The following is a 24,247-nucleotide window of genomic DNA, read 5'->3' as shown; positions in this document are numbered from 1 at the left end:
TCCAAACATAAAAACATCACGATTAATATTGCAATCAAATAATCCGATAGCAAAAAGGGTTGTTCCCAATAAAGCGCCAATAACATTTGTTCTTCCCTTAGCACCCCCAGTTTTTCAGGCCAAAACAACGGTGACCTTTTGGGGAATAGCCGTGAGTTCGTGGAGTGTCATGTGAAAAACCACTTTCATCAATAAAAACAACAGATTTATCTTTTTTTTCATACTGTTGTCTTTTTTGCTGATGTGCCAGCCTATCGCTTTCGTTGGTTTTTGGATGGAATAGAGTTTTTTTTATAGGTTAATCCCAGCTTTTTAAGGGTTTGCCTAATAGTCTTTTTACAAACACCGAATCGCTCTGCCGTTCCTTTTGGTAAGCATCTGGATACTGTTCCACATCTTTTGCTAAAGCATTTTTATCGAGCTTCCTCTTACGTGGCGTTGAATTTTTTGGCTCTGGTCGTTTAAGCCAACGTACTAAAGACGCTTTTCAATACGGAATTGTTTCGCAGTTTCTCGATTGTTAAACCTTCGGCTTTCCTTACAGATATTACTTTACGTCGAAAATCAATTGTATAACTCATAAACACCTTGTAATCAAAATTAAGTCGCCTAGCTATAGTCGGTATGTTAGACAATATTGAAAAAGGTGCCGTCAACTTAAAATAGTTGCTGAATAGAGACTTGCATTTTTTGTCACGCTATAGACAATAAAAAGGTTTAACTTAGAAAATAACGGTTTGAAATGATCAACAAAGAGCGGTTGTTACGAGATAATCGTTTATGTAAAGCAATCATTGGATTATCAGTCGAAGAATTGAAAAATTTAGCCGCTGAATTTTCAGCTTGTTATTTGATTTATCGGAAAAAGAATCGAAAAGATCACGAGCGGCAAATGGTGCAGGGCAGAAAGGATTTATCCCAACCCATTAGATAAACTGCTTTTTATTTTATTGTATTTAAAATGTTATCCGACCTATGATTTGCAAGGACTTCTTTTTGGTTTAGATAGAACACGGGTATGTCGCTGGGTAAAAATATTATTGCCGGTTTTAGAGATGACCTTGGGGCGAGAATGTGTTTTGCCCGCTCGTCAAATTCGCTCTGCTGAGGAATTTTTTCGCGCCTTTCCTGGAGTTAAAGACGTCTTTATTGATGGGACAGAGCGACCTGTCCAAAAGCCTAAGAATCTGCGTCGGCGAAAAAAAATGTATTCGGGAAAGAAAAGACAGACCACTCGAAAAGGGCTTATTATGACTGACGAAACGAGGAAATTGGATTTATCCCCATGATCAAAAATGGGCGCCGTCACGATAAACGCTTACTCGATAAAGTCGATATAATTCGCCATATTCCCCCTGAGGTAACCATCTGGGCCGATACCGGTTTTCAAGGTATAGATAAACAGCATCCTAATACACAAATCCCAAAAAAAGGAACTCGAAAAAGACCTTTATCGCCTGAACAAAAACAAGAAAATAAAATAATCTCGGGCATCCGTATTACGGTTGAACACGCCATCGCGGGTATCAAGCGCCTCGGTTGTATGACCCAAATTTTACGGAATCGTAGACCCTTTATTGATGATACCTTTTTACTCCTTAGTGCCGGTCTTTGGAATTTCCATCTCAGAACAGCCTAAAATTTACTTCAATCACCGAAATACCCTTATTTCACTATTAAGCAACACGCTTTTAGTTAAAACCCATGGATTATATCCAACAGGTAAAGGCATTAATGTTGCTAATACATTAAAAAATCTAAACATTAATGTCACTGTTGGTGGTTTTTTAGGGAAAGAAAATTTAACCGGTTTCCAACAGGATTTCAAGGAGCGCGGGATCATAAATCGTTTTCATGTCATCGAGGGTAGAACTCGAATTAACGTCAAATTGACAGAAAAAAATAGTGTAGTTAGTGATTTTAATTTTTCCGGTTTTGAAGTCAACAAACAGGATTGACAGCATTTTGCTGAACGTAGCACGCTCCGCGTGAGCGGCGCAGCTACGCTGCTTCGGGGATGTTAATAAGCTGAGTACTATTTTATACTCTGCGAAAAAATACCCATAGGGTAATTTACTCAAATATATATCCCGCGTCCTGCTAAACTGCTTTTCACCATCAATGACGGCTGGAATAAGTTCCTCGAAAAACACGGTAGACAGCGTCAGTTCGTGAACCCGTCTATCTGTCGAGCGTATGCTTGCCTGCGACACTTGTTCCATGCTATTGTTGCGCTTCGCCTGAATGCTCCCACAGCCGTTTTTCTGCCAGAGCTGTAAATCAAAGCCTGCAGCTCATGCGGCTTCAAAGCCACAGAGCTGTGGTTAGCACAGCAGGTTCATATTTTGCCTGATTGCGACTGGCAACATATTACTTTCACCATGCCTCATCTCCTTTTGTAGTGGTCAACTAAAATTGGCCACCCTACCTGACTGTTCACGGAACAGTCGCTCTGATTCGTTTGGCGTTAATCCACCGTTATACCAGTGAGGTCTTATATCGCTATAGTAGTGGGTTATGTAGCGAATAATGGCTGACTGAGCAGTACTAAAGCTTTGGTAGCCAGTCGTTGGCACCCATTCGGTCTTCAGACTACGGAAGAATCGTTCCATCGGACTATTATCCCAACAATTCCCTCTGCGACTGATACTTTGGGTCATCTGATAACGCCACAATGCCTGCCTATACTGACGACTGGTATAATGACTTCCTGATCACTATGGAACATCACCTGTTTGGGATGCCCACGTAGTTCCCAAGCCATTTGTAGTGCTTTGGCGGTTAATTCTGAGTTGGTGCAAATGACATTGCCCAGCCCACCGGTTTTCGGGCAAACAAATCCAATACCACAGCCAGATAGGCCCATCGTGAGCCTGTCCAAATATAGGTTACATCGCCGCACCAAACCTGGTCAGGCTTTGTAACAGCGAACTGCCTATTGAGCAGATTTGGAATATCAATACGTTCATTTCCACCGCGGTTGTATTTATGTTTTCGCTCTTGGCAACTGACGATGATTAATTCTTTCATCAACTTACCCGCTAACCACCGCCCAAGTTTCACGTTGTGTGTATTGGTAACCATCGTGGCGATAGTCCTTGCGCCAGCAGAGCCGCCACTAACGTTCCACGCTTCGCTGACTAGGCTACGTTTTATCGTCCGCTCAATATCTGGCTCCTTAGGCCGACACCAATAGCGATAACTGCTTCGGTGAACATTAAAAATACGACACAAAGTTTTCACCGGATAAAGCACTCTTAGCTTTTCAACTACCGAAAATTTTTCAGTGAGTCGGACATTAAGAGCGCAGTAGCCTTTTTTAAGATGTCATTCTCCATTTCCAGCCGGTGGATTTTTTTCTTCATTTCTCTGAACTCAATTTGTTCAGGTGTTAATGGCAGACCAGGCGATGTTTTCCCTTGACGTTCTAAACGAAGGGCTCTTACCCACCGGCTAATCGCTGAAAGACTGACGTTCATGCCTTTCGCGGCTTCCTGGTAGGTGTAATTTTGGTCAAGGACTAATTTGGCGGTTTCACATTTAAATTCAGCAGTAATTATTTTACTCATTTCGGCACCTATAAAAATTATGAGGTAAGCATATCACCTCAACTTAGGTGGCCAAATTTAGTATGCCACTACAAAACTGGGTAATAAATTCATCGGATGTCATGACCAGGTCTTCCTGTTTTTTCGTGCGGTGGCTCTTATAGCGTAACGTGATGTTATCTTCGCCGGAATAATGTTTTAAGCGACTGAGCGAGACAGGGGGTTTCTTTAAGCGTGTTGCTTAATAGTGAAATAAGGGTATTTCGGTGATTGAAGTAAATTTTAGGCTGTTCTGAGATGGAAATTCCAAAGACCGGCACTAAGGAGTAAAAAGGTATCATCAATAAAGGGTCTACGATTCCGTAAAATTTGGGTCATACAACCGAGGCGCTTGATACCCGCGATGGCGTGTTCAACCGTAATACGGATGCCCGAGATTATTTTATTTTCTTGTTTTTGTTCAGGCGATAAAGGTCTTTTTCGAGTTCCTTTTTTTGGGATTTGTGTATTAGGATGCTGTTTATCTATACCTTGAAAACCGGTATCGGCCCAGATGGTTACCTCAGGGGGAATATGGCGAATTATATCGACTTTATCGAGTAAGCGTTTATCGTGACGGCGCCCATTTTTGATCATGGGGATAAATCCAATTTTCCTCGTTTCGTCAGTCATAATAAGCCCTTTTCGAGTGGTCTGTCTTTTCTTTCCCGAATACATTTTTTTTCGCCGACGCAGATTCTTATAGCTAGACGACTTAATTTTGATTACAAGGTGTGTTATGAGTTATACAATTGATTTTCGACGTAAAGTAATATCTGTAAGGAAAGCCGAAGGTTTAACAATTCGAGAAACTGCGAAACAATTCCGTATTGGAAAAGCGTCTTTAGTACGTTGGCTTAAACGACCAGAGCCAAAAAATTCAACGCCACGTAAGAGGAAGCTCGATAAAAATGCTTTAGCAAAAGATGTGGAACAGTATCCAGATGCTTACCAAAAGGAACGGGCAGAGCGATTCGGTGTTTGTAAAAAGACTATTTGGCAATCCCTTAAAAAGCTGGGATTAACCTATAAAAAAACTCTATTCCATCCAAAAACCAACGAAAGCGACAGGCTGGCACATCAGCAAAAAAGACAACAGTATGAAAAAAAGATAAATCTGTTGTTTTTATTGATGAAAGTGGTTTTTCACATGACACTCCACGAACTCACGGCTATTCCCCAAAAGGTCACCGTTGTTTTGGCCTGAAAAACTGGGGTGCTAAGGGAAGAACAAATGTTATTGGCGCTTTATTGGGAACAACCCTTTTTGCTATCGGATTATTTGATTGCAATATTAATCGTGATGTTTTTTATGTTTGGATCACAAAAATATTGCTCCCAGAACTTCCTGAAAATTCTGTTATTTTTATGGACAACGCTAGCTTTCACAAAGGTAAGAATATTGAACAGGCAATTATAAACGCAGGACACCAGATAGAATATTTGCCTGTGTATTCACCAGATTTAAATCCTATAGAACATAAATGGTCTCAAGCTAAACGTAAAAAGATGGAAACAGGATGCACTATCGATGACCTGTTTTTAATACATATGCTGTAATCAAAATTAAGTCGCCTAGCTATAGGTTTTAGAGATGACCTTGGGGCGCGAATGTGTTTTGCCGCTCGTCAAATTCGCTCTGCTGAGGAATTTTTTCGCGCCTTTCCTGGAGTTAAAGACGTCTTTATTGATGGGACAGAGCGACCTGTCCAAAAGCCTAAGAATCTGCGTCGGCGAAAAAAAATGTATTCGGGAAAGAAAAGACAGACCACTCGAAAAGGGCTTATTATGACTGACGAAACGAGGAAAATTGGATTTATCCCCATGATCAAAAATGGGCGCCGTCACGATAAACGCTTACTCGATAAAGTCGATATAATTCGCCATATTCCCCCTGAGGTAACCATCTGGGCCGATACCGGTTTTCAAGGTATAGATAAACAGCATCCTAATACACAAATCCCAAAAAAGGAACTCGAAAAAGACCTTTATCGCCTGAACAAAAACAAGAAAATAAAATAATCTCGGGCATCCGTATTACGGTTGAACACGCCATCGCGGGTATCAAGCGCCTCGGTTGTATGACCCAAATTTTACGGAATCGTAAACCCTTTATTGATGATACCTTTTTACTCCTTAGTGCCGGTCTTTGGAATTTCCATCTCAGAACAGCCTAAAATTTACTTCAATCACCGAAATACCCTTATTTCACTATTAAGCAACACGCTTATTAACACCTGAACAAATTGAGTTCAGAGAAATGAAGAAAAAAATCCACCGGCTGGAAATGGAGAATGACATCTTAAAAAAGGCTACTGCGCTCTTAATGTCCGACTCACTGAAAAATTTTCGGTAGTTGAAAAGCTAAGAGTGCTTTATCCGGTGAAAACTTTAAGCGTGTTGCTTAATAGTGAAATAAGGGTATTTCGGTGATTGAAGTAAATTTTAGGCTGTTCTGAGATGGAAATTCCAAAGACCGGCACTAAGGAGTAAAAAGGTATCATCAATAAAGGGTTTACGATTCCGTAAAATTTGGGTCATACAACCGAGGCGCTTGATACCCGCGATGGCGTGTTCAACCGTAATACGGATGCCCGAGATTATTTTATTTTCTTGTTTTTGTTCAGGCGATAAAGGTCTTTTTCGAGTTCCTTTTTTTGGGATTTGTGTATTAGGATGCTGTTTATCTATACCTTGAAAACCGGTATCGGCCCAGATGGTTACCTCAGGGGGAATATGGCGAATTATATCGACTTTATCGAGTAAGCGTTTATCGTGACGGCGCCCATTTTTGATCATGGGGATAAATCCAATTTTCCTCGTTTCGTCAGTCATATAGCTAGGCGACTTAATTTTGATTACAAGGTGTGTTATGAGTTATACAATTGATTTTCGACGTAAAGTAATATCTGTAAAGGAAAGCCGAAGGTTTAACAATTCGAGAAACTGCGAAACAATTCCGTATTGGAAAAGCGTCTTTAGTACGTTGGCTTAATTGTTGTATACCAATTTTCATCGGTCTCAATTGATTTTCAGAAAATAAATTAGGCCAAAAAGTGGTTATCTGTAAGATTGCTGCTTCTAACGGCAATCGCTTTTTAGGCGGGTTTGTGGGTTTAGGTATTTTAACCTTCACTACCTGTTTAGGTTTAACGACAGGTTTCTTAGGCTGCTGTTTTGCTACTTTGGGAGGATGCGGCTTTTTTGCCTGTTTTTTAGGCGCAGTATTGACCAAGACCTTTTTACGGTAAACTGAGTTACTTTGGAGCTGTTCTTCCTGTGAAGCCTTTCTTGGGCGATTTTAAGTTAATTTCTTGCGTTCCGTCATAGTTTAATCTTTAAACAGGTTGCTCATTTCAGTATCAGTAAGACCTGTTGACAGTTTCACTATATCTCTTTCTACGCCCTTCTCAAGAAGTTGACGCGCTATCTTCATCGAAGCCTGTTTTTCGCCCTCTGAACACCATCATTTTTACCTAGCTGATAGCCTTCTTGACGGCCTTCGGCTTTACCTTGTTGTATGCCTTTTTTAAGGCCAATTTCTTCAATTTGTTGAGCAATCGTCATAAGTGCTCCTTCGTGTTTTTCTGATTGTTTCGCTATCTCGGTGATAAATTCCATTGGCTTTTGGGCGTTACCTTCCTGGATGAGATAGTTAAACAGAGTAATGACTTGATTATCAGTATAATAATTATACGACAACAGAGTAATAATTTCATTCAGAAGCTCCGTCATATCTCGTCTACGAATGTGTTTTTGGATGAGGGTCAACAAAGCCATTCGCTTATGTTGCATAATCTCACCATCATCTAAAGTCGTGACATCTGCTAATCGGAACGGTTTTGTATAAATACTCTCGGCCAGTTTTCTGTCATGAAAACAGTCAAACCAATTCGTGCTATAAGGATGAGGCTTTGTTCACCGGAGTAAAACAAAATAGGAAAAACGAGCGGCAGTTCTTTATTTCCGGCTTCTAGATGCTTGTGCATAGCAGCCATACTGTAGCGCATCAATCGCCAAGCGATAAGTTTATCTGGCGTAGATTGTGCTTCAATTAAAACATAGATATAACCGCTTCCCTTTAAGGTATTGACTGAGTAAAGAATATCACTCTGGTAATTTTTCATTTCGCTATCGACAAAAGACCCAGCCTCTATTTTGAGACTCTCTAAATCACACAATGCTTTAATCTCATCGGGTAGCCAAATTTCGAAAAAATCTTTTGCCGTCTCTTTTTCACTTAGGAATTGCTTGAATATACTATCGTGTGGCGTTGGGGTAAATTTTTTACTCATCCGATATCTTCAATGATTGCTAGCATCAGATTGAATTATGGCAAACAAACCGGCTATATTAAATACGCTATTTATTCATTACGTGTCCGGCATTATAATCCAGCCATGCAAAAACGCCCCCTATCTTCTCAGGTGCGTTTTTAGCTTAGACTAATCACAAGAAAATGGCTCACAATCGATTACAGGCTGTTTTATAGGCATTCCTGAGTTAGGTTTGTGGCGTTTTTTCATTCTCAGCAACTTTGGCCAGAATATTTACCAACAATTTATGGAGGATAAGTGTCTTCTTCGCTCGGGTTGTTGAAACATACAACAAATTCACTTCATCTCTAAAGGCTGCTTTGTCCATATTAGGGTCAAAAAGATTATTCGGAAAATCATTATTGATTTCGACAATGTCCCACTCCAGTCCCTTTGCTCGGTGGGCAGTTGTAACGATAATACTGGCTTCCTCTTCAGTGTCTACGGTTCGTTTACGTAAAATATCCACTTTTTTTTGGTAATGCGTAAATTTTTCAATGATTTTGATAGATTGCAACATTTCCTGGTCACCACTGGCATTCTCCATGCGCTTATAATTCGAATAATCATGATATTCGGTGTAAAGCCGTTGGTTACTCATCTTTTTTCGCTTACCGAGTGAAAACCAGTGAAGGTTAATTAATTCATCGATACGATAAGCATCAATTCCGTTGACCCAGTAAACAGTCGCTTTTTTGCTACTGGCTTCCAATGCTACTCTAATCACACCGGCTATTATTCGACTGAGTATGACTCGGTGAGGAAAGTCTTGCTTAGGAATATCAATCAGGATTTCATCTTTTTCACCTCTGCCAACCATCTAATGGGTTTCATCGTTCATGGCCAGTAATGCATTAGCCATATCCGCGACACAGGCACCAAAGCGAAATCTATGGGTTAACCAGAGACGGTCAGCATCCGTAAGCGAAGGTGCATTCAACACATCGAACGCCCCTCGAAAACGATAAATCTGTTGATGGGCATCGCCAACCATCACTAACTTCGTGGTTTGACGAAACACAATATCGTGAGTAACCGGATTAGCGTCCTGCGCTTCATCAAACAAAATAATGTCAAAACGATGGGAAAGGTTAGGTTGAGAGAGTTGGTACCGTTTTAAATACATATCATGAATAACGGGGAAATTATCAGAAGGGTCAATCATCCGATGCCTAGTGGGTTATGTAGCGAATAATGGCTGACTGAGCAGTACTAAAGCTTTGGTAGCGGTAGTGTTCAAAAATCTGTGTCATATCTTAAACTCAAAAAAAGAGGTATGACATATGAGAAATCAATCATTTAATTTTGATGAAGCGTTGAAGCAATTACAATCAGGTAAAAATTTACTCGGTACGGATGGAATACACTCACACCACTCATAAAACAGCTGACCGAAGCTGCCCTGCAGGCAGAAATAGAACACTACCTATCGACAACGTCAATCGATACGCGTAAAAATGGCTATACTCGAAAAACGGTTAAATCGACATCAGGTCAATTTGAACTGAAAACGCCCAGAGACAGGTCAGGTGCTTTTGAGCCTCAGCTCATGTGGTAGCTCAGACTTAATCTGACAGTTACCGGTTATTTATACAGTACCTGTCAGGTTAAATTTGATTTAAATCTTTCTCTCTCCAAAGTTGTTTTCCATCGTGTAAAGTTGCCATAGGAGTTCGACCGCAACACATTTTTCCTTGATGAGTGCGTTGGTTATTATATTCCGCTAACCATTTATCTAAATCAGCTTGTAATTCATTTAAAGCCCTATAGATTTTCTTACGAAAAGCCACCTGATAGAACTCTTGTAATACAGTTTTATGAAAGCGTTCACAAATCCCATTAGTTTGAGGTGAACGAGCTTTAGTTTTTGTATGATCAATATCATTGATAGCGAGATAAAGTTGATAATCGTGATGTTCAACTTTACCACAATACTCACTGCCTCTGTCCGTCAGTATACGTAACACCGGTAACCCATGCTGGGAATAAAAAGGGAGAACCTTGTCATTTAATAAATCTGCCGCCGTTATCGCGCTTTTTGTTGTGTAAAGCTTACAATGAACGACTTTACTGTAAGTATTAATGTAAGTTTGTTGATAAACACGACCAACGCCTTTTAAATGACCGACATAAAAAGTATCTTGTGAACCCAGATAACCTGGATGCGCTGTTTCAATCTCACCACAGGCTTCGTGTTGGCATATGGGAAAAAATTAAAGATTGGTTTTGTGGAACCAATACAAGTGAAGCGCTGGAAAAAATTTATGAATTAACACATAGCAATGATGAACCTGATACTGAAACCATATTAAAAAAGTGACAGCTTTTTACCAACTTAAGGAAATGGCATATCCTGTTTATCAGGATAGATTTCAGGCATCTATTACTCCAAACGAAGATGGTACTTTGGTAGTGTTCAAAAATCTGTGTCATATCTTAAACTCAAAAAAAAGAGGTATGACAATATGAGAAATCAATCATTTAATTTTGATGAAACGTTGAAGCAATTACAATCAGGTAAAAATTTACTCGGTACGGATGGAATACTTACACCACTCATAAAACAGCTGCCCTGCAGGCAGAAATAGAACACTACCTATCGACAACGTCAATCGATACGCGTAAAAATGGCTATACTCGAAAAACGGTTAAATCGACATCAGGTCAATTTGAACTGAAAACGCCCAGAGACAGGTCAGGTGCTTTTGAGCCTCAGCTCATTAAGAAAAATCAGACAAAATTATCAGAGGATATTGATAACAAAATCCTATCGTTATTTGCATTAGGCATGAGTTATCGTGATATTCAAAAACATGTTGCAGAATTATATGGACTGGAAATATCAGATGGAGCTATTACGCATATTACTGACAAATTACTCCCTGAATTAAAAGCCTGGCAACAACGCCCTCTGGAGGCGCTCTATCCTTTTGTCTGGCTCGATGCCATTCATTACAAGTAAAACATGATGGTCACTATATCAATAAGGCAATCTACACGGTACTTGGACTAACCACCGATGGGCATAAGGAATTGTTAGGACTCTATATGTCTGAAACAGAAGGAGCACATCATTGGCTGAGCGTTCTGACTTACATAACCGTGGTATACAAGATATTTTAATCGCTTGTGTTGACGGATTAAAAGGGTTTCCAGAAGCGATAGCCAGTATTTTCCCGCAGACAGAAGCTCAGCTATGCGTAGTTCATCAAATTCGCAATAGCTTACGTTATACCAGTAAAGACCAAAAAGCCTTTATGGCTGATTTTAAGCCGGTTTATCGTGCAGATACTAAAGCGGCTGCTGAGCTTGCCCTTGATGAACTGGAAACGAAATGGGGTGAAAAATACCCGATAGTGCTAGAATCCTGGCGAAGTAAATGGGAGTTGCTCAGTGCTTATTTTCGATACCCTAAAGCCATTAAAAACCCATTTATACGACCAATGCAGTAGAGGCGGTTCATCGGCAGTTTAGGAAATTAACTAAAACCAAAGGGGCTTTTCCTAATGAAAACAGCTTATTAAAATTACTCTATATTGGCATCAATCCGGTATCCAATAAATGGACTATGCCGATTAGTAACTGGGCGTTAACCATTGCTCAATTGTCCATCTATTTTAAAGGGCGCATAGATGGTATGATCAAAATATAAAATCCCCTGACACAGAATTATGAACACCCTCTATGAAAATATTAATCGTCGCTCATCGGGGTGAATCATTAATGCAATCACCAGTTAAAAACATAGAACGGTGAGAATCACGATAGCTGGCAAGTACCTCATCTGAAAATTGAGCTATTTTATTTTCGGCATACAGCTGTGAAAGGTATTTATACAAAGAACTCATTATTGCGGCAATAATTAACCCTTTATCTGTTTTGTCGGATATAAATAGTTCATGAGCCTTATTAAAAATCGCGGCGATATCTTCCCGATTATCCTTGTCCTTATTAAATAACATTTGCAATGAAAAATAGAAATCGTTCACCTCAATCATTAAAATAAATCTAGTTGATATTGGGACTGAGTCTAATCTTTTCAAGAAAATAAAAGCATTATGCCTGTTCTTCATGAAATAACAGCGTTGTCTTATCAATGCTACATTGTCGTGATGATAATGATAGTGAATGTTTTTTAGATCGCTGAGAGCTTCTAATGTTTGTGATGAAGCCTGTGCGGTAATGCAACGATAAAGGCCATAAGAATTAGCCACTAGTTTGCTTTTGTTTTCTCTTAATTCTCCCTCACAGGTAAAGGAAAAATCATTGTTATAATAGTCTTCCGCCATGCTCTTTACACTTTCTAATTTGCTAGCAAAATCCTTGGAGGCTTGCCGGAAATTACCATAGTCCTTTGCGGTTAAACGAAAGGCGATATTTTCAATCAGCTCGGTAGGCAGATTTTTTATACCGGTCACGTTTGCTAAGGGACTATTTTGATTATTTGATGAGGTAGATTCTGAATCTGAATAAGAAACCAGGCGATGACTAGAATTGTTCACGTACATAGTTTTCCCTTTTTTTATTCTCTATTGATTGACTTAATATAAGATAGCGTATTGTTTTTTATAAAACTCATCAATTACGCATTCCTATATCACCGTATTTTTCCTTCCTTTTCACGAGTTTCGCACCAATAAAAAAACGCTCTATTTTCAAGTTTAATTCAGCATAATATATAAATAGACAAAATCTTATAAATTTAAAGCAACCTATTGTAATTTAAACAAATTTATACGTTTTAGTAACTTGCAAATTAACCATTGCTTTTAAGCCATTTCTGGAATTTTATATGCCTGTGCGAAACTCGTGTCGTAAAGAACTTATGGCACGTCACCATGATCTGGCTTGTTTGCGGTGGTGATAAAAACTCACGACAGGGTAGATCTATCCTTTTGTTCAAAATTGATTAATAATTAATCATTTTTTAACCATCTATTCCGTTCCTTATCTCAACCTTCAACATAATTTTGGCAAAATTTAGAAGAAAATAAAAAGGATTTCATCATGGCGCAGGTTAATGAGTAACCATTTCGGGTATTAATTTCTTATACATCAAGGAAAAATGTGTTGCGGTCGAACTCCTATGGCAACTTTACACGATGGAAAACAACTTTGGAGAGAGAAAGATTTAAATTAAATTTAACCTGACAGGTACTGTATAAATAACCGGTAACTGTCAGGTTAAATATGAGCTAATACAGTCAAGCGAGGTTTTGAAGCCTCAAGACGATTAGGCATTGAACCCGATTTTTTCGTCAGAAAATATATCCTCAATCAAGACCTACCCAAAAATGACGAATTCGAGCAAGTCTTCATTGAAGTGCTAAAGGAAGACAGAAAGAATAGTCATAACACCATCTAAAACGCTCTATAATCGATTCTAAGCGATTTTCTCGGAAAAAACGTTCTTGGTGTGTGGGGGTAAAGCCAAATTTTATCGCGATCAAAATGCTTTTTAGGAGCTTTTGAGTTTTCAGATTTCAGAAAAGAAAAAGCCAACTGCAAAAGTTGGCTAATTTGTCGAGGTAAAACTTTTTTAGTTTTAATTATTAAAATTGATTCATGGCAAATTAATCATAAGACTTCAATGAAAAAATTCAACCAGTTATCTAAAGACTCTCACGCGTTTCGCACCAATAAAAAAACGCTCTATTTTCAAGTTTAATTCAGCATAATATATAAATAGACAAAATCTTATAAATTTAAAGCAACCTATTGTAATTTAAACAAATTTATACGTTTTAGTAACTTGCAAATTAACCATTGCTTTTAAGCCATTTCTGAAAATTTTATATGCTGTGCGAAACTCGTGCAATAAAAAAACGCTCTATTTTCAAGTTTAATTCAGCATAATATATAAATAGACAAAATCTTATAAATTTAAAGCAACCTATTGTAATTTAAACAAATTTATACGTTTTAGTAACTTGCAAATTAACCATTGCTTTTAAGCCATCTCTGGAATTTTATATGCCTATGCGAAACTCGTGTTTAAATCAGAATTGCAGATTAAGTTAAGACTAATACAAATTTTCATCAGATAGTGTGTTTTTTCATCTAACACCCTAATTTTAGAGACATTAACCCTAGGTTTAGCTGAGTAACCCTCGTTTTTTCTCCAGGTTATCCAGTCTTTCTGACAACAATTCCGTTTCCTGTTTGCCAGTCTGGGTGCTGGTAAAAAATAGCCTGTCGTCACATAGTGTCAACGATCACTGATCCACTTTTTAGCTAAATACGATCAATCAAAATTGATCCACTGTTTTACTCGGTTATTGCTCCTGAGCGCCGCTTATCTTCCAATCAATAGCTTTCACCGCTCAATTGCAGTACATGCGAATGATGAAGTAAACGATCAAGATGGTCGCCTATGGCGACGACTTGTCATTGCTTGTTAGTACTGGTATAACCCGATACCTATTGTCTCAATCTTTTGGTCCTTTTTATGTCACCGCGTTTTAGTCATGTTTTTCAATTTGGTCAACGCTGGCTCAATTGGCTTAATCGCCAACCCCCTGATAGTGTCTGCACTGTTGTGATGGAAACCATGGTAAAGCGGCACTTCGCTTATGGGGTGGTCAATTTGGCGCTGTCCTGACCCTCAATGTAATTCTGAGAAACGGGTTAAATTTAGTCGAAGAGCTGCCCACATTATGGCGTCAAAGCTTGCCTACAATGGATTAACAATACGCTAGCTTGGTTACCCGAAGTTCCTTGGCAGCACATCACTTTTACCATGCCTTGTGAATGTTGGCCTATTATTCGCGCCAACCGTTGGCTTCTCGGTGAAATGAATCGATTAGCCGCTGATGTGATATAGCTAGGCGACTTAATTTTGATTACAGCATATGTATTAAAAACAGGTCATCGATAGTGCATCCTGTTTCCATCTTTTTACGTTTAGCTTGAGACCATTTATGTTCTATAGGATTTAAATCTGGTGAATACACAGGCAAATATTCTATCTGGTGTCCTGCGTTTATAATTGCCTGTTCAATATTCTTACCTTTGTGAAAGCTAGCGTTGTCCATAAAAATAACAGAATTTTCAGGAAGTTCTGGGAGCAATATTTTTGTGATCCAAACATAAAAAACATCACGATTAATATTGCAATCAAATAATCCGATAGCAAAAAGGGTTGTTCCCAATAAAGCGCCAATAACATTTGTTCTTCCCTTAGCACCCCAGTTTTTCAGGCCAAAACAACGGTGACCTTTTGGGGAATAGCCGTGAGTTCGTGGAGTGTCATGTGAAAAACCACTTTCATCAATAAAAACAACAGATTTATCTTTTTTTTCATACTGTTGTCTTTTTTGCTGATGTGCCAGCCTGTCGCTTTCGTTGGTTTTTGGATGGAATAGAGTTTTTTTTATAGGTTAATCCCAGCTTTTTAAGGGATTGCCAAATAGTCTTTTTACAAACACCGAATCGCTCTGCCCGTTCCTTTTGGTAAGCATCTGGATACTGTTCCACATCTTTTGATAAAGCATTTTTATCGAGCTTCCTCTTACGTGGCGTTGAATTTTTTGGCTCTGGTCGTTTAAGCCAACGTACTAAAGACGCTTTTCCAATACGGAATTGTTTCGCAGTTTCTCGAATTGTTAAACCTTCGGCTTTCCTTACAGATATTACTTTACGTCGAAAATCAATTGTATAACTCATAACACGCTTAATGTTTTCGCGATAAAAGCTGATATCCCGCCAGGTATTCTTTTTAGTCACCCCGCCGGCTATGGTTGAAAAATGAATATGCGGATGCCATTTTTGGTCTTGTCCCCAGGTATGGATGGCAGTGAAAACGCCTGGGGTGATATTGAGGTCACGGCAGATGGTTAATATAGCTAGGCGACTTAATTTTGATTACAAGGTGTGTTGCTTAATAGTGAAGTAAGGGTTATTTGATTGAAGTAAATTTTAGGCTGTTCTGAGATGGAAATTCCAAAGACCGGCACTAAGGAGTAAAAAGGTATCATCAATAAAGGGTCTACGATTCCGTAAAATTTGGGTCATACAACCGAGGCGCTTGATACCCGCGATGGCGTGTTCAACCGTAATACGGATGCCCGAGATTATTTTATTTTCTTGTTTTTGTTCAGGCGATAAAGGTCTTTTTCGAGTTCCTTTTTTTGGGATTTGTGTATTAGGATGCTGTTTATCTATACCTTGAAAACCGGTATCGGCCCAGATGGTTACCTCAGGGGGAATATGGCGAATTATATCGACTTTATCGAGTAAGCGTTTATCGTGACGGCGCCCATTTTTGATCATGGGGATAAATCCAATTTTCCTCGTTTCGTCAGTCATAATAAGCCCTTTTCGAGTGGTCTGTCTTTTCTTTCCCGAATACATTTTTTTTCGCCGACGCAGATTCTTAGGCTTTTGGACAGGTCGCTCTGTCCCATCAATAAAGACGTCTTTAACTCCAGGAAAGGCGCGAAAAAATTCCTCAGCAGAGCGAATTTGACGAGCGGGCAAAACACATTCTCGCCCCAAGGTCATCTCTAAAACCGGCAATAATATTTTTACCCAGCGACATACCCGTGTTCTATCTAAACCAAAAAGAAGTCCTTGCAAATCATAGGTCGGATAACATTTTAAATACAATAAAATAAAAAGCAGTTTATCTAATGGGGTTGGGATAAATCCTTTCCGCCCTGCACCCATCTGCCGCTCGTGATCTTTTCGATTCTTTTTCCGATAAATCAAATAACAAGCTGAAAATTCAGCGGCTAAATTTTTCAATTCTTCGACTGATAATCCAATGATTGCTTTACATAAACGATTATCTCGTAACAACCGCTCTTTGTTGATCATTTCAAACCGTTATTTTCTAAGTTAAACCTCTTTTTATTGTCTATAGCGTGACAAAAAATGCAAGTCTCTATTCAGCAACTATTTTATTATGAAAATAAGCATGTTGCTCAATAGTGAAATAAAGTTGCTTAAAATAAAAACAAGTTAGATACATCTAAAAAATACAAAAATAGTTTATTTTTTAATCTTACATAGGTTATTTTTAATGCAAAAATTGATGATTTTATCATCATCGGCTGGTTTTTTTGTAAGTCATAATTAATTTTGCTATTGAGCAACAGGCTTAATGTGGCGATAACGACATTATTGAGAAAACATTATTACACGCTCACCATTCCCGATGAGCTTAAAGCTGAAGGAAGAAGTAAAGCATCATGAAATCAATTATTTAACACTCACGACAAGCGCGGGTGGAATATTAATCTTTCTGATATTCTTTCCAATATTACCCATGTCACCCTTTTATCTAGGATTTTATCTAAAGAAACCCCCTGTCTCGCTCAGTCGCTTAAAACATTATTCCGGCGAAGATAACACACGTTACGCTATAAGAGCCACCGCACGAAAAAACAGGAAGACCTGGTCATGACATCCGATGAATTTATTACCCGGTTTGCGTCTCATGTGCCAGAAAAATGGTTTCTCATGATCCGCTATTACGGCTTTTTAAGTCCATCAGCACGGATGCGAAAAATGTTAACGGAGGTTGTTTATCCTTTAGCCCAGCAAGATAAAAAACCCGCTAAAAAAGTCACCTGGCGAAACATGTATCAACACGTCTTTAAAGTCGATCCACTTGCTTGTCTCTTATGTGGGAAAAAATTACTTTTCGCAGGAATGAATTTTGGATTGAATCGTAAAGAACTTATGGCACGTCACCATGATCTGGCTTGTTTGCGGTGGCGATAAAAACTCACGACAGGGTAGAGCTATCCTTTTGCTCAAAATTGATTAATAATTAATCGGTTTTTAACCATCTATTCCGTTCCTTATCTCAACCTTCAACATAATTTTGGCAAAATTTAGAAGAAAATAAAAAGGATTTCATCATGGCGCAGGTTAATGAGTAACCATTTCGGGTATTAATTTCTTATACATCCAGTAGCAATATTTAACCGTCTAGCTATTTCTTTACTGCTCAACCGTTGCATTGTAAAAAACAGAACTTCCCACTCTTTATCAGTGAAAAGCTTGTGACCGCATAAGGCTGCCTACCCTCCACATACTCCAACAGCGACAAAAACAGGAACTTATGTGCGTGGAAGAAAGTGCCTAAGTAGCCATTTTCCTGACTCAACAGTGGGATAAAATCAATTTGCCAAAGTTTCGGCAGTTTTTTGTAATCAAACGCCAAATTGCTTATGACATAAAATGGGGATTTTTCAGTGCGGATTTTCTCTAATAAAGCTTCCATTTCAGGCGCATCTTTATTCAACGCCAGTAATTCCGTCATGTCTGCATTGGTCTTAGTTTCCCCTTCACTATCCGCGAAACCACAAGGAACAGTGTTGCGCGTCGACAAAATTCATGCATTTCGGATTTCATGCCGCACCTCCGATACGTTGAAGGTACTCACGCTGACGGGTTGTAAGGTGTTTTGACGTGTTAGCAAAGCTCAAAAGCTGCTCGATTGATATGTCGCACGCTTTCATTATGCGTGCAATATGCGTACTATTTCTCATAGTCCGACTCCTAGATACGTTAGGTTGTTGGATTAGCTCTGTATGCATGTATTCAGCACGCATACAGAGCGTTATTTTCATTTCAATTTTTCTTAATTATCACCTTATCCGTAGAGTCAATTTCACAACTCCAATTAGTAGCAAAAGCTAATTCAGATAAAGATTTTTTTATTTTCTGTTTAAAATCTTTCGTTGTGGTTGTACTGCCACAAAGTTCTTTTAATGTAATTATTTTGATAGGTAAAGGCTTTGCATGACTACTATAAAAAGCATGTAACCATTGCGTCAATGATTTTCCTTTTAGTTTTAAACGTATTTCTTTTGTGAAACCAGTCCAACGATCTTTTCCAAAACAGACGACAATTTTTGGATTTAAGACAAGGCAATTTACTCCAGTTTCTTCATCGCGGTATTGTTCAAATATTAAACTTCCTGCATAGGTATATTTGCCGTCTGAAATTTCAACATCATTGACGCGCAATCTTTGAAATACAGACTTTAACCATTCATGATCTGTTTTTCCTGTATTCCGCCCAATAGATTTCAAAAAATTATGAGCAGAAAATCTAACGGTATAACCTAACGGCGTGGGCTGGCAACGTTCGCATATTCATTTTTCAACCACAGCTGGCGGGATATCAGCTTTTATCGCGAAAACATTATGACAATATGGCGATATCGGATAACGGCATTATTGAGAAAACATTATTACACGCTCACCATTCCCGATGAGCTTAAAGCTGAAGGAAGAAGTAAAGCATCATGGAATCAATTACTTAACACTCACGACAAGCGCGGGTAGAATATTAATCTTTCTGATATTCTTTCCAATATTACCCATGTCATCCTTTATCTCGGATTTTATCTAAAGAAACCCCCTGCCTCGCTCAGTCGCTTAAAACATTATCCCGTCATGTTACGCTATAAGAGCCACCGCACGAAAAAACAGGAAGACCTGGTCATGACATCCGATGAATTTATTACCCGGTTTGCGTCTCATGTGCCAGAAAAATGGTTTCACATGATCCGCTATTACGGCTTTTTAAGTCCATCAGCACGGATGCGAAGAATGTTAACGGAGGTTGTTTATCCTTTAGTCCAGCAAGATAAAAAACCCGCTAAAAAAGTCACCTGGCGAAACATGTATCAACACGTCTTTAAAGTCGATCCACTTGCTTGTCTCTTATGTGGGAAAAAATTACTTTTCGCAGGAATGAATTTTGGATTGAATCGTAAAGAACTTATGGCACGTGACCATGATCTAGCTTGTTTGCGGTGGCGATAAAAACTCACGACAGGGTAGATCTATCCTTTTGTTCAAAATTGATTGATAATTAATCGTTTTTTAACCATCTATTCCGTTCCTTATCTCAACCTTCAACATAATTTTGGCAAAATTTAGAAGAAAATAAAAAGGATTTCATCATGACGCAGGTTAATGAGTAACCATTTCGGGTATTAATTTATCATACATTGAAATAAATCCAAAGCCTTTATCAGCATTAAACCATACCTGTATTGATGCTTGACATATAAGTTCCTTAATTTTGTTAATTAATCAAAAATCTCAAAGATTAACATGATTTTTACTAATAATATTTAATCAGAAGGAACTCATTAATGAAGAGGTATTATGATATCGCTAAATTTTGAATTTGCTTAAAATTTTTACTAATAAAAAGAGATTGTTACTCTCGAGGCTAGAGTCAATTAATTCATACTTTATCGTTTTAATCAATAGTTTTTTTATTCTACAAGACGTTTGGCGTTAGCTAAATACAAGGCTAAAATCATGACTAATATCGAGATTGCATAAATCAGTACAGAAAATGGATCTTTATGTTCTACGATAATTAATCGAATGATAGCGGTAATACCGATATATACAAAATATTGTAAAGGGAAATGATACAGAGAATTAAAATATTTAATTATCAATGCGATAAATTCAAAATAGAGAAAATAATTAACGATACCTTCGAGTAAAAGGTAAGTCTGGGTAGGATTAGCTGACTTGAATAATAGTAAAGATAAGGTAAACGTTTCTTTCATCAAAAAAATAATCAAAATAACAGCTAACAATAATAGACTAAAACTAATTATCCATTGCAATATACGTGATATTAATGTTGACTGAGATAATTCAGATATTCGCAGTTTTGTCATATTTAGTAATTTCATTAACTATAAAATCCCCTTGAAAATAAATAAGGTTACCCCTATTTTAGTATTATAACTAAACAAAGTAATATACGAATCAATAAGCGCAAAAAGGAGGACAATATGTCTTATCGTTCTTTTTCTCTTATTCCAATGCTCAGTGATAACCTATTATCCGACAGATTTACTCAAATGGATAAATTGTTTAGCCGAATAACCGGTGAAAAACCTCTGTCAGATATTCCAGCTTACAATTTATACCAAAAAGATAAAGAAAATCTCGAACTCACAATCGCCGTGCCTGGTTATCACCAACACGAATTAGACATATCGGTGTTAAATAATAAACTAACCATCAGCGGAAAAAGTGAAACTGAGAAAGAAGAAGTTAGTCATGATAGCAAAACAGAGAAATGGTTACATAAAGGTATTGAGAAAAAAGGCTTTTCGATGAGTTTTGACCTTGACTATCGAATAAAAATACAAAATGCCAATTTAGCCGATGGATTGCTAACATTAATTTTTAATTATGAAATACCGGAAGAACAAAAACCACAAAAAATTGCTATTGGTCAAAAATCTCAACCAGAAGTTATTGAGCATAAACCTTAATTTAATAATGCCCCGAAATTAGGGGCATTATTTTTTTCATCATAAATTAACCGTTTATTTTTGATAGTTTTCCTCTGCACCTTGATGTATAAGAAATTAATACCCGAAATGGTTACTCATTAACCTGCGTCATGATGAAATCCTTTTTATTTTCTTCTAAATTTTGCCAAAATTATGTTGAAGGTTGAGATAAGGAACGGAATAGATGGTTAAAAAAACGATTGATTATTAATCAATTTTAAACAAAAGGATAGATCTACCCTGTCGTGAGTTTTTATCGCCACCGCAAACAAGCTAGATCATGGTGACGTGCCATAAGTTCTTTACGATTCAATCCAAAATTCATTCCTGCGAAAAGTAATTTTTTCCCACATAAGAGACAAGCAAGTGGATCGACTTTAAAGACGTGTTGATACATGTTTCGCCAGGTGACTTTTTTAGCGGGTTTTTTATCTTGCTGGGCCTAAAGGATAAAAAACCTCCGTTAACATTTTTCGCATCCGTGCTGATGGACTTAAAAAGCCGTAATAGCAGATCATGTGAAACCATTTTTCTGGCACATGAGACGCAAACTGGGTAATAAATTCATCGGATGTCATGACCAAGTCTTCCTGTTTTTTCGTGCGGTGGCTCTTATAGCGTAACGTGATGTTATTTTCGCCGGAATAATGTTTTAAGCGACTGAGCGAGACAGGGGGTTTCTTTAGATAAAATCCGAGATAAAGGGTGACATGGGTAATATTGGAAAGAATATCAGAAAGATTAATATTCCACCCGCGCTTGTAGTGAGTGTTAAGTAATTGATTCCATGATGCTTTACTTCTTCCTTCAGCTTTAAGCTCATCGGGAATGGTGAGCGTGTAATAATGTTTTCTCAAATAATGTCGTTATCCGATATCGCCATATTGTCATAATGTTTTCGCGATAAAAGCTGATATCCCGCCAGGTATTCTTTTTAGTCACCCCGCCGGCTGTGGTTGAAAAATGAATATGCGGATGCCATTTTTGGTCTCGTCCCCAAGTATGGATGGCAGTGAAAACGCCCGGGGTGATATTGAGGTCACGGCAGATGGTTAATATCACATCAGCGGCTAATCGATTCATTGTAAACATTCCAACCACACATCCAAATCAGCTTGATCTAACTGTTCGCCTGTATATTTGACCGTATAACCGTTAAAACTTGCTTTAAGAACATTTTTCTCAAATTTTCTTGATCCTTTTTTAACTATACCAAAAAGGGAACTCCTTAAAATGGAATTTGGAACAGGTATAAAATTGGATTTTGTGATCGGCAAATATTCTTTCTTCTCATTATATTCACACTGTTTTTTTTCATGATTTTGCTCGATTTGCTCAACTTTTTTTATTTCTCGTTCTGCAATTTTTTTAGCGATTCTATCGGCGACCTTAAAAATATCACTCATTATAAATTTCATTAACCTTTTCAAAGGTTTGTTCAGAGTGTTATCATGCATAGACCAGCATGAGTTAATAGCTCTGTGATTTCTGGTAATCAGCCCCTGAGTTTTTGTAGGCATAAGGGGCTGAACATTATTTATTCAATATATTAATAGCTTCCTGTCTTTTCAAAGCACCTCTAATCGAGCTAGGTGAGATTAAAAACTGTTTATTTTTTGCAAGCCAAAGAACTATTTCATCGTAGGTAGCCCCTTCATTCCGAAGTCTAATGATATCTTCCATAAAATCACTTGTTCTTTTTTTCATAACATATCCCCATAAACACAACACATTATAACAATCGCAATTGCAAGCGCAACAGTAGCAACTACCAGAGTACGGGATATTGAAAATTCAAACTCATAAATGGTTGTAACAAAAAAGATTGAACAATACATAAAATAAATACAGTAATTTATACTAATTCTGGAAAATAAATAGAAAGGTAATATTTATACTCACTAAATTTATAACCTATTGATTTTAAATGTAAAAAAACAAACATGGGTATTTTGTAAACTATTGAGAATAAAATAAAAAATAAATGACCTCAAAAAGCACGCTAATCTTTTATAATAAAAAATATAATCTTTTTTAATCAGCTTACTCCTGTGGATAACTTTTCCTCCAACGAAAACTTTAAACCAAAAAAGATTTTTTAAGTTAATTAACACTGAAACATTGCACTATCCAGAAGCTATAGCTAGCATAACTAAAATTAACGTATCCATTAATTCAGGCACAACATGAACAAAACAGAAATCATTAATCAAATCGCTGAAAAAAGCGACTTAACCAAAAAAGATTCAGAGAAAGCACTTAACGCATTCATTGAAACCGTGACAGAAGAGTTAAAAGCTGGAAATGACGTACAACTCATCGGCTTCGGTAGTTTTCAAGTGAAGCCAAGAGCTGCTAGAGAAGGACGCAACCCAAAAACAGGTGAACCACTCAAAATTGCTGCTGCAAACGTACCCAGTTTTAAAGTCAGTAAAACTTTAAAAGAAGCGGTCAAATAACTGACGAAAAAGCATGTACGAATTAAAATGCCTGTATGAAACACAGTTTAACTATTTTCGTACAGGTATTCTATAGATTGCCCCAAACCGAATGGTTTTGTACAGCAAAGAACATCTATCAGAAATTAAAAAATCGTTAAATCTTATAATTTTTGAAAATCAAGACAAAGTTACCTGCAAATTACCCTCTAAAACGCGCTGTAATCGACTCTGAACGGTTTTTCTGTTTTAGTCATAAAATTCAACGCACCTGAAGAGATAGGGTGCGTTTTTGTATGGCTGGTTTATGATGTCTGAATTGTAATGAATAAATAGCGTATTTAATATAACGGGGTTGTTTGCCATAATTCAATCCGACGCGAGCAATTATTGAAGATATAGGCACAAGTTTCGCACCAATAAAAAACGCTCTATTTTCAAGTTTAATTCAGCATAATATATAAATAAACAAAATCTTATAAATTAAAATCAACTTATTGTAATTTAAACAAATTTACACGTTTTAGTAACTTGCAAATTAACCATTGCTTTTAAGCCATTTCTAGAATTTTAAATGCCTGTGCGAAACTCGTGATAGGATGACCAACAAACTA

30 protein-coding genes and 12 pseudogenes are annotated in these 24,247 nt (G+C 37.7%); 20 read left to right on the top strand and 22 right to left on the bottom strand.

From position 1 onward, the window contains the following. The first annotated feature begins 742 nt into the window (after positions 1–742). From AYJ55_RS18355 to AYJ55_RS36320, 5 genes and pseudogenes are all read left to right on the top strand, one after another. Complete coding sequence (locus AYJ55_RS18355; protein WP_063657538.1) at positions 743–934, top strand: hypothetical protein; 192 nt, start codon at positions 743–745, stop codon at positions 932–934. Positions 935–950: 16 nt separating this feature from the next. Next, entirely contained in the window at positions 951–1,289 is a 339-nt protein-coding gene (locus tag AYJ55_RS34805; RefSeq protein ID WP_063657537.1) for a transposase family protein, read from the top strand. Then, positions 1,286–1,639, top strand: a complete 354-nt coding sequence (locus AYJ55_RS34800) for a transposase family protein (protein ID WP_162505709.1) — start codon at positions 1,286–1,288, stop codon at positions 1,637–1,639. The genes AYJ55_RS34805 and AYJ55_RS34800 overlap by 4 nt, the downstream gene beginning before the upstream one ends. Beyond that, positions 1,581–1,955, top strand: a pseudogene (locus tag AYJ55_RS26975) (PfkB family carbohydrate kinase); the annotation flags it as partial. The gene AYJ55_RS34800 and the pseudogene AYJ55_RS26975, both read left to right, overlap by 59 nt. Before the next feature lie 126 nt (positions 1,956–2,081). Continuing rightward, a pseudogene (locus AYJ55_RS36320) lies at positions 2,082–2,396 on the top strand (transposase zinc-binding domain-containing protein); the annotation flags it as partial. A 9-nt stretch (positions 2,397–2,405) separates the two neighbouring features. On the opposite strand, the pseudogene AYJ55_RS18335 reads toward AYJ55_RS36320, so the two are convergent. From AYJ55_RS18335 to AYJ55_RS18325, 3 genes and pseudogenes are all read right to left on the bottom strand, one after another. After that, positions 2,406–3,569 (bottom strand): annotated as a pseudogene (locus AYJ55_RS18335) (IS3 family transposase). Between the two features lie 43 nt (positions 3,570–3,612). Continuing rightward, positions 3,613–3,780: pseudogene (locus AYJ55_RS26965) on the bottom strand (transposase); the annotation flags it as partial. Positions 3,781–3,830: 50 nt separating this feature from the next. Continuing rightward, a complete protein-coding gene (locus tag AYJ55_RS18325) occupies positions 3,831–4,307 on the bottom strand; it encodes a transposase family protein (protein WP_281181084.1) in 477 nt (158 codons plus the stop codon). A gap of 19 nt (positions 4,308–4,326) precedes the next feature. On the opposite strand from AYJ55_RS18325, the gene AYJ55_RS32175 reads away from it, so the two are divergent. The 5 genes and pseudogenes from AYJ55_RS32175 to AYJ55_RS33640 all read left to right on the top strand — a co-directional run. Beyond that, on the top strand, positions 4,327–4,794 hold the full coding sequence (locus AYJ55_RS32175) for an IS630 transposase-related protein (RefSeq protein ID WP_063657536.1): 468 nt from the start codon (positions 4,327–4,329) through the stop codon (positions 4,792–4,794). Then, positions 4,716–5,147: a transposase gene (locus tag AYJ55_RS32170; protein WP_063653789.1), complete on the top strand. Its 432-nt coding sequence runs from the start codon at positions 4,716–4,718 to the stop codon at positions 5,145–5,147. Before AYJ55_RS32175 ends, AYJ55_RS32170 begins: the two co-directional genes overlap by 79 nt. Before the next feature lie 51 nt (positions 5,148–5,198). After that, positions 5,199–5,609: a transposase family protein gene (locus tag AYJ55_RS29695; RefSeq protein WP_063657535.1), complete on the top strand. Its 411-nt coding sequence runs from the start codon at positions 5,199–5,201 to the stop codon at positions 5,607–5,609. After that, a pseudogene (locus AYJ55_RS36315) lies at positions 5,606–5,659 on the top strand (hypothetical protein); the annotation flags it as partial. The gene AYJ55_RS29695 and the pseudogene AYJ55_RS36315, both read left to right, overlap by 4 nt. Positions 5,660–5,817: 158 nt before the next feature. Then, positions 5,818–5,981, top strand: a pseudogene (locus tag AYJ55_RS33640) (IS3 family transposase); the annotation flags it as partial. A gap of 51 nt (positions 5,982–6,032) precedes the next feature. Here the strand turns inward: AYJ55_RS33640 and AYJ55_RS18305 are convergent. Further along, on the bottom strand, positions 6,033–6,422 hold the full coding sequence (locus AYJ55_RS18305; RefSeq protein ID WP_074168140.1) for a transposase family protein: 390 nt from the start codon (positions 6,420–6,422) through the stop codon (positions 6,033–6,035). Positions 6,423–6,459: 37 nt separating this feature from the next. Between AYJ55_RS18305 and AYJ55_RS34795 the strand changes: the two genes are divergently transcribed. Beyond that, complete coding sequence (locus AYJ55_RS34795) at positions 6,460–6,582, top strand: hypothetical protein (protein WP_281181181.1); 123 nt, start codon at positions 6,460–6,462, stop codon at positions 6,580–6,582. A gap of 61 nt (positions 6,583–6,643) precedes the next feature. Further along, the gene (locus AYJ55_RS29685; RefSeq protein ID WP_162505671.1) at positions 6,644–6,838 is read left to right on the top strand and encodes a hypothetical protein; all 195 of its coding nucleotides are present in this window, start codon (positions 6,644–6,646) and stop codon (positions 6,836–6,838) included. Positions 6,839–6,918: 80 nt separating this feature from the next. Here the strand turns inward: AYJ55_RS29685 and AYJ55_RS18295 are convergent. The 3 genes and pseudogenes from AYJ55_RS18295 to AYJ55_RS18285 all read right to left on the bottom strand — a co-directional run bounded on the left by AYJ55_RS18295 (position 6,919) and on the right by AYJ55_RS18285 (position 9,068). Next, positions 6,919–7,882 (bottom strand): annotated as a pseudogene (locus AYJ55_RS18295) (Rpn family recombination-promoting nuclease/putative transposase). Positions 7,883–8,090: 208 nt separating this feature from the next. Next, positions 8,091–8,723: a 3'-5' exonuclease gene (locus tag AYJ55_RS18290; RefSeq protein ID WP_063657533.1), complete on the bottom strand. Its 633-nt coding sequence runs from the start codon at positions 8,721–8,723 to the stop codon at positions 8,091–8,093. Beyond that, positions 8,724–9,068 (bottom strand): UvrD-helicase domain-containing protein, encoded by a 345-nt coding sequence (locus AYJ55_RS18285; protein WP_063657532.1) that lies wholly within the window; start codon positions 9,066–9,068, stop codon positions 8,724–8,726. Between the two features lie 118 nt (positions 9,069–9,186). Between AYJ55_RS18285 and AYJ55_RS33635 the strand changes: the two are divergent. Beyond that, positions 9,187–9,455 (top strand): annotated as a pseudogene (locus AYJ55_RS33635) (transposase); the annotation flags it as partial. A 55-nt stretch (positions 9,456–9,510) separates the two neighbouring features. On the opposite strand, the pseudogene AYJ55_RS18280 reads toward AYJ55_RS33635, so the two are convergent. Further along, positions 9,511–10,095 (bottom strand): annotated as a pseudogene (locus tag AYJ55_RS18280) (integrase core domain-containing protein); the annotation flags it as partial. Here AYJ55_RS18280 and AYJ55_RS31055 point away from each other — a divergent pair. Then, positions 10,047–10,223, top strand: coding sequence for a hypothetical protein (locus AYJ55_RS31055; protein ID WP_187153319.1), 177 nt, complete (start codon positions 10,047–10,049; stop codon positions 10,221–10,223). The pseudogene AYJ55_RS18280 and the gene AYJ55_RS31055 overlap by 49 nt on opposite strands. 145 nt (positions 10,224–10,368) lie before the next feature. Further along, a pseudogene (locus AYJ55_RS18275) lies at positions 10,369–11,555 on the top strand (IS256 family transposase). Between the two features lie 52 nt (positions 11,556–11,607). Here the strand turns inward: AYJ55_RS18275 and AYJ55_RS18270 are convergent. The 5 genes and pseudogenes from AYJ55_RS18270 to AYJ55_RS18255 form a co-directional block, all read right to left on the bottom strand. Further along, positions 11,608–12,405: an F-box protein gene (locus AYJ55_RS18270; protein WP_162505707.1), complete on the bottom strand. Its 798-nt coding sequence runs from the start codon at positions 12,403–12,405 to the stop codon at positions 11,608–11,610. A gap of 2,340 nt (positions 12,406–14,745) precedes the next feature. Further along, the gene (locus AYJ55_RS18265) at positions 14,746–15,234 is read right to left on the bottom strand and encodes an IS630 family transposase (protein ID WP_063653499.1); all 489 of its coding nucleotides are present in this window, start codon (positions 15,232–15,234) and stop codon (positions 14,746–14,748) included. Further along, positions 15,203–15,568, bottom strand: a complete 366-nt coding sequence (locus tag AYJ55_RS18260; protein ID WP_063655295.1) for an IS630 transposase-related protein — start codon at positions 15,566–15,568, stop codon at positions 15,203–15,205. Before AYJ55_RS18260 ends, AYJ55_RS18265 begins: the two co-directional genes overlap by 32 nt. Positions 15,569–15,601: 33 nt before the next feature. After that, positions 15,602–15,718 (bottom strand): annotated as a pseudogene (locus AYJ55_RS36670) (transposase); the annotation flags it as partial. Between the two features lie 102 nt (positions 15,719–15,820). Further along, positions 15,821–16,720, bottom strand: coding sequence for a transposase family protein (locus tag AYJ55_RS18255; protein ID WP_063657529.1), 900 nt, complete (start codon positions 16,718–16,720; stop codon positions 15,821–15,823). Positions 16,721–17,269: 549 nt separating this feature from the next. On the opposite strand from AYJ55_RS18255, the pseudogene AYJ55_RS26930 reads away from it, so the two are divergent. Further along, positions 17,270–17,629, top strand: a pseudogene (locus AYJ55_RS26930) (transposase); the annotation flags it as partial. A gap of 173 nt (positions 17,630–17,802) precedes the next feature. On the opposite strand, the gene AYJ55_RS26925 reads toward AYJ55_RS26930, so the two are convergent. From AYJ55_RS26925 to trfA, 3 genes are all read right to left on the bottom strand, one after another. Then, the gene (locus AYJ55_RS26925) at positions 17,803–17,871 is read right to left on the bottom strand and encodes a hypothetical protein (protein WP_245677443.1); all 69 of its coding nucleotides are present in this window, start codon (positions 17,869–17,871) and stop codon (positions 17,803–17,805) included. Continuing rightward, positions 17,859–18,242: a hypothetical protein gene (locus AYJ55_RS18245; protein ID WP_063657528.1), complete on the bottom strand. Its 384-nt coding sequence runs from the start codon at positions 18,240–18,242 to the stop codon at positions 17,859–17,861. Before AYJ55_RS18245 ends, AYJ55_RS26925 begins: the two co-directional genes overlap by 13 nt. Positions 18,243–18,484: 242 nt before the next feature. After that, complete coding sequence (trfA, locus tag AYJ55_RS18235) at positions 18,485–18,949, bottom strand: plasmid replication initiator TrfA (RefSeq protein WP_063657526.1); 465 nt, start codon at positions 18,947–18,949, stop codon at positions 18,485–18,487. A gap of 114 nt (positions 18,950–19,063) precedes the next feature. Here trfA and AYJ55_RS31050 point away from each other — a divergent pair, with 114 nt between their 5' ends. Both AYJ55_RS31050 and AYJ55_RS26920 read left to right on the top strand, forming a co-directional pair. Next, positions 19,064–19,204, top strand: a complete 141-nt coding sequence (locus tag AYJ55_RS31050) for a hypothetical protein (protein WP_187153318.1) — start codon at positions 19,064–19,066, stop codon at positions 19,202–19,204. 3 nt (positions 19,205–19,207) lie between these two features. After that, a complete protein-coding gene (locus AYJ55_RS26920; RefSeq protein WP_162505703.1) occupies positions 19,208–19,687 on the top strand; it encodes a transposase in 480 nt (159 codons plus the stop codon). Positions 19,688–20,148: 461 nt separating this feature from the next. On the opposite strand, the gene psiE is transcribed toward AYJ55_RS26920, so the two are convergent. Further along, positions 20,149–20,553, bottom strand: a complete 405-nt coding sequence (gene psiE, locus AYJ55_RS18225) for a phosphate-starvation-inducible protein PsiE (protein WP_425393762.1) — start codon at positions 20,551–20,553, stop codon at positions 20,149–20,151. Positions 20,554–20,685: 132 nt separating this feature from the next. Here psiE and AYJ55_RS18220 point away from each other — a divergent pair, with 132 nt between their 5' ends. Next, positions 20,686–21,174: an Hsp20 family protein gene (locus tag AYJ55_RS18220; protein WP_063657525.1), complete on the top strand. Its 489-nt coding sequence runs from the start codon at positions 20,686–20,688 to the stop codon at positions 21,172–21,174. 274 nt (positions 21,175–21,448) lie between these two features. Here the strand turns inward: AYJ55_RS18220 and AYJ55_RS31045 are convergent, their stop codons facing one another. From AYJ55_RS31045 to AYJ55_RS31040, 5 genes are read right to left on the bottom strand one after another with little or no spacing between them, the layout of a single operon-like run. Next, on the bottom strand, positions 21,449–21,592 hold the full coding sequence (locus tag AYJ55_RS31045) for a hypothetical protein (RefSeq protein ID WP_187153230.1): 144 nt from the start codon (positions 21,590–21,592) through the stop codon (positions 21,449–21,451). A gap of 31 nt (positions 21,593–21,623) precedes the next feature. After that, complete coding sequence (locus AYJ55_RS29680) at positions 21,624–22,052, bottom strand: IS91 family transposase (protein ID WP_063657524.1); 429 nt, start codon at positions 22,050–22,052, stop codon at positions 21,624–21,626. Continuing rightward, positions 22,015–22,287 carry a transposase gene (locus AYJ55_RS34790; protein ID WP_063657523.1) on the bottom strand — a complete coding sequence of 91 codons (273 nt, stop codon included), beginning with the start codon at positions 22,285–22,287 and terminating at the stop codon, positions 22,015–22,017. Before AYJ55_RS34790 ends, AYJ55_RS29680 begins: the two co-directional genes overlap by 38 nt. Then, positions 22,275–22,715 carry a hypothetical protein gene (locus AYJ55_RS18205; RefSeq protein WP_187153317.1) on the bottom strand — a complete coding sequence of 147 codons (441 nt, stop codon included), beginning with the start codon at positions 22,713–22,715 and terminating at the stop codon, positions 22,275–22,277. The genes AYJ55_RS34790 and AYJ55_RS18205 overlap by 13 nt, the downstream gene beginning before the upstream one ends. Positions 22,716–22,728: 13 nt before the next feature. Next, positions 22,729–22,902, bottom strand: a complete 174-nt coding sequence (locus AYJ55_RS31040) for a hypothetical protein (protein WP_187153316.1) — start codon at positions 22,900–22,902, stop codon at positions 22,729–22,731. Between the two features lie 479 nt (positions 22,903–23,381). Between AYJ55_RS31040 and AYJ55_RS18200 the strand changes: the two genes are divergently transcribed. Then, the gene (locus AYJ55_RS18200) at positions 23,382–23,654 is read left to right on the top strand and encodes an HU family DNA-binding protein (RefSeq protein ID WP_063657521.1); all 273 of its coding nucleotides are present in this window, start codon (positions 23,382–23,384) and stop codon (positions 23,652–23,654) included. Positions 23,655–24,247: the final 593 nt, after the last annotated feature.

The organism is Candidatus Arsenophonus triatominarum (genome assembly GCF_001640365.1).
Classification (GTDB): domain Bacteria; phylum Pseudomonadota; class Gammaproteobacteria; order Enterobacterales; family Enterobacteriaceae; genus Arsenophonus; species Arsenophonus triatominarum.
The sequence above is the reverse complement of the archived record's forward strand: the minus strand, read 5'-3'. Positions and strand labels throughout refer to the sequence as shown.

Coding starts and splice junctions, on each gene's coding strand:
- AYJ55_RS18355 (WP_063657538.1), top strand. CDS start 743: ATGATCAACAAAGAGCGGTTGTTACGAGATAATCGTTTATGTAAAGCA.
- AYJ55_RS34800 (WP_162505709.1), top strand. CDS start 1,286: ATGATCAAAAATGGGCGCCGTCACGATAAACGCTTACTCGATAAAGTC.
- AYJ55_RS32175 (WP_063657536.1), top strand. CDS start 4,327: ATGAGTTATACAATTGATTTTCGACGTAAAGTAATATCTGTAAGGAAA.
- AYJ55_RS29695 (WP_063657535.1), top strand. CDS start 5,199: ATGTGTTTTGCCGCTCGTCAAATTCGCTCTGCTGAGGAATTTTTTCGC.
- AYJ55_RS18305 (WP_074168140.1), bottom strand. CDS start 6,422: ATGACTGACGAAACGAGGAAAATTGGATTTATCCCCATGATCAAAAAT.
- AYJ55_RS34795 (WP_281181181.1), top strand. CDS start 6,460: ATGAGTTATACAATTGATTTTCGACGTAAAGTAATATCTGTAAAGGAA.
- AYJ55_RS18290 (WP_063657533.1), bottom strand. CDS start 8,723: ATGGTTGGCAGAGGTGAAAAAGATGAAATCCTGATTGATATTCCTAAG.
- AYJ55_RS18285 (WP_063657532.1), bottom strand. CDS start 9,068: ATGATTGACCCTTCTGATAATTTCCCCGTTATTCATGATATGTATTTA.
- AYJ55_RS18260 (WP_063655295.1), bottom strand. CDS start 15,568: ATGAGTTATACAATTGATTTTCGACGTAAAGTAATATCTGTAAGGAAA.
- AYJ55_RS18255 (WP_063657529.1), bottom strand. CDS start 16,720: ATGATCAACAAAGAGCGGTTGTTACGAGATAATCGTTTATGTAAAGCA.
- AYJ55_RS31050 (WP_187153318.1), top strand. CDS start 19,064: ATGACAATATGGCGATATCGGATAACGGCATTATTGAGAAAACATTAT.
- AYJ55_RS18220 (WP_063657525.1), top strand. CDS start 20,686: ATGTCTTATCGTTCTTTTTCTCTTATTCCAATGCTCAGTGATAACCTA.
- AYJ55_RS31045 (WP_187153230.1), bottom strand. CDS start 21,592: ATGTATCAACACGTCTTTAAAGTCGATCCACTTGCTTGTCTCTTATGT.
- AYJ55_RS34790 (WP_063657523.1), bottom strand. CDS start 22,287: ATGTTTACAATGAATCGATTAGCCGCTGATGTGATATTAACCATCTGC.
- AYJ55_RS18205 (WP_187153317.1), bottom strand. CDS start 22,715: ATGCCTACAAAAACTCAGGGGCTGATTACCAGAAATCACAGAGCTATT.
- AYJ55_RS31040 (WP_187153316.1), bottom strand. CDS start 22,902: ATGAAAAAAAGAACAAGTGATTTTATGGAAGATATCATTAGACTTCGG.
- AYJ55_RS18200 (WP_063657521.1), top strand. CDS start 23,382: ATGAACAAAACAGAAATCATTAATCAAATCGCTGAAAAAAGCGACTTA.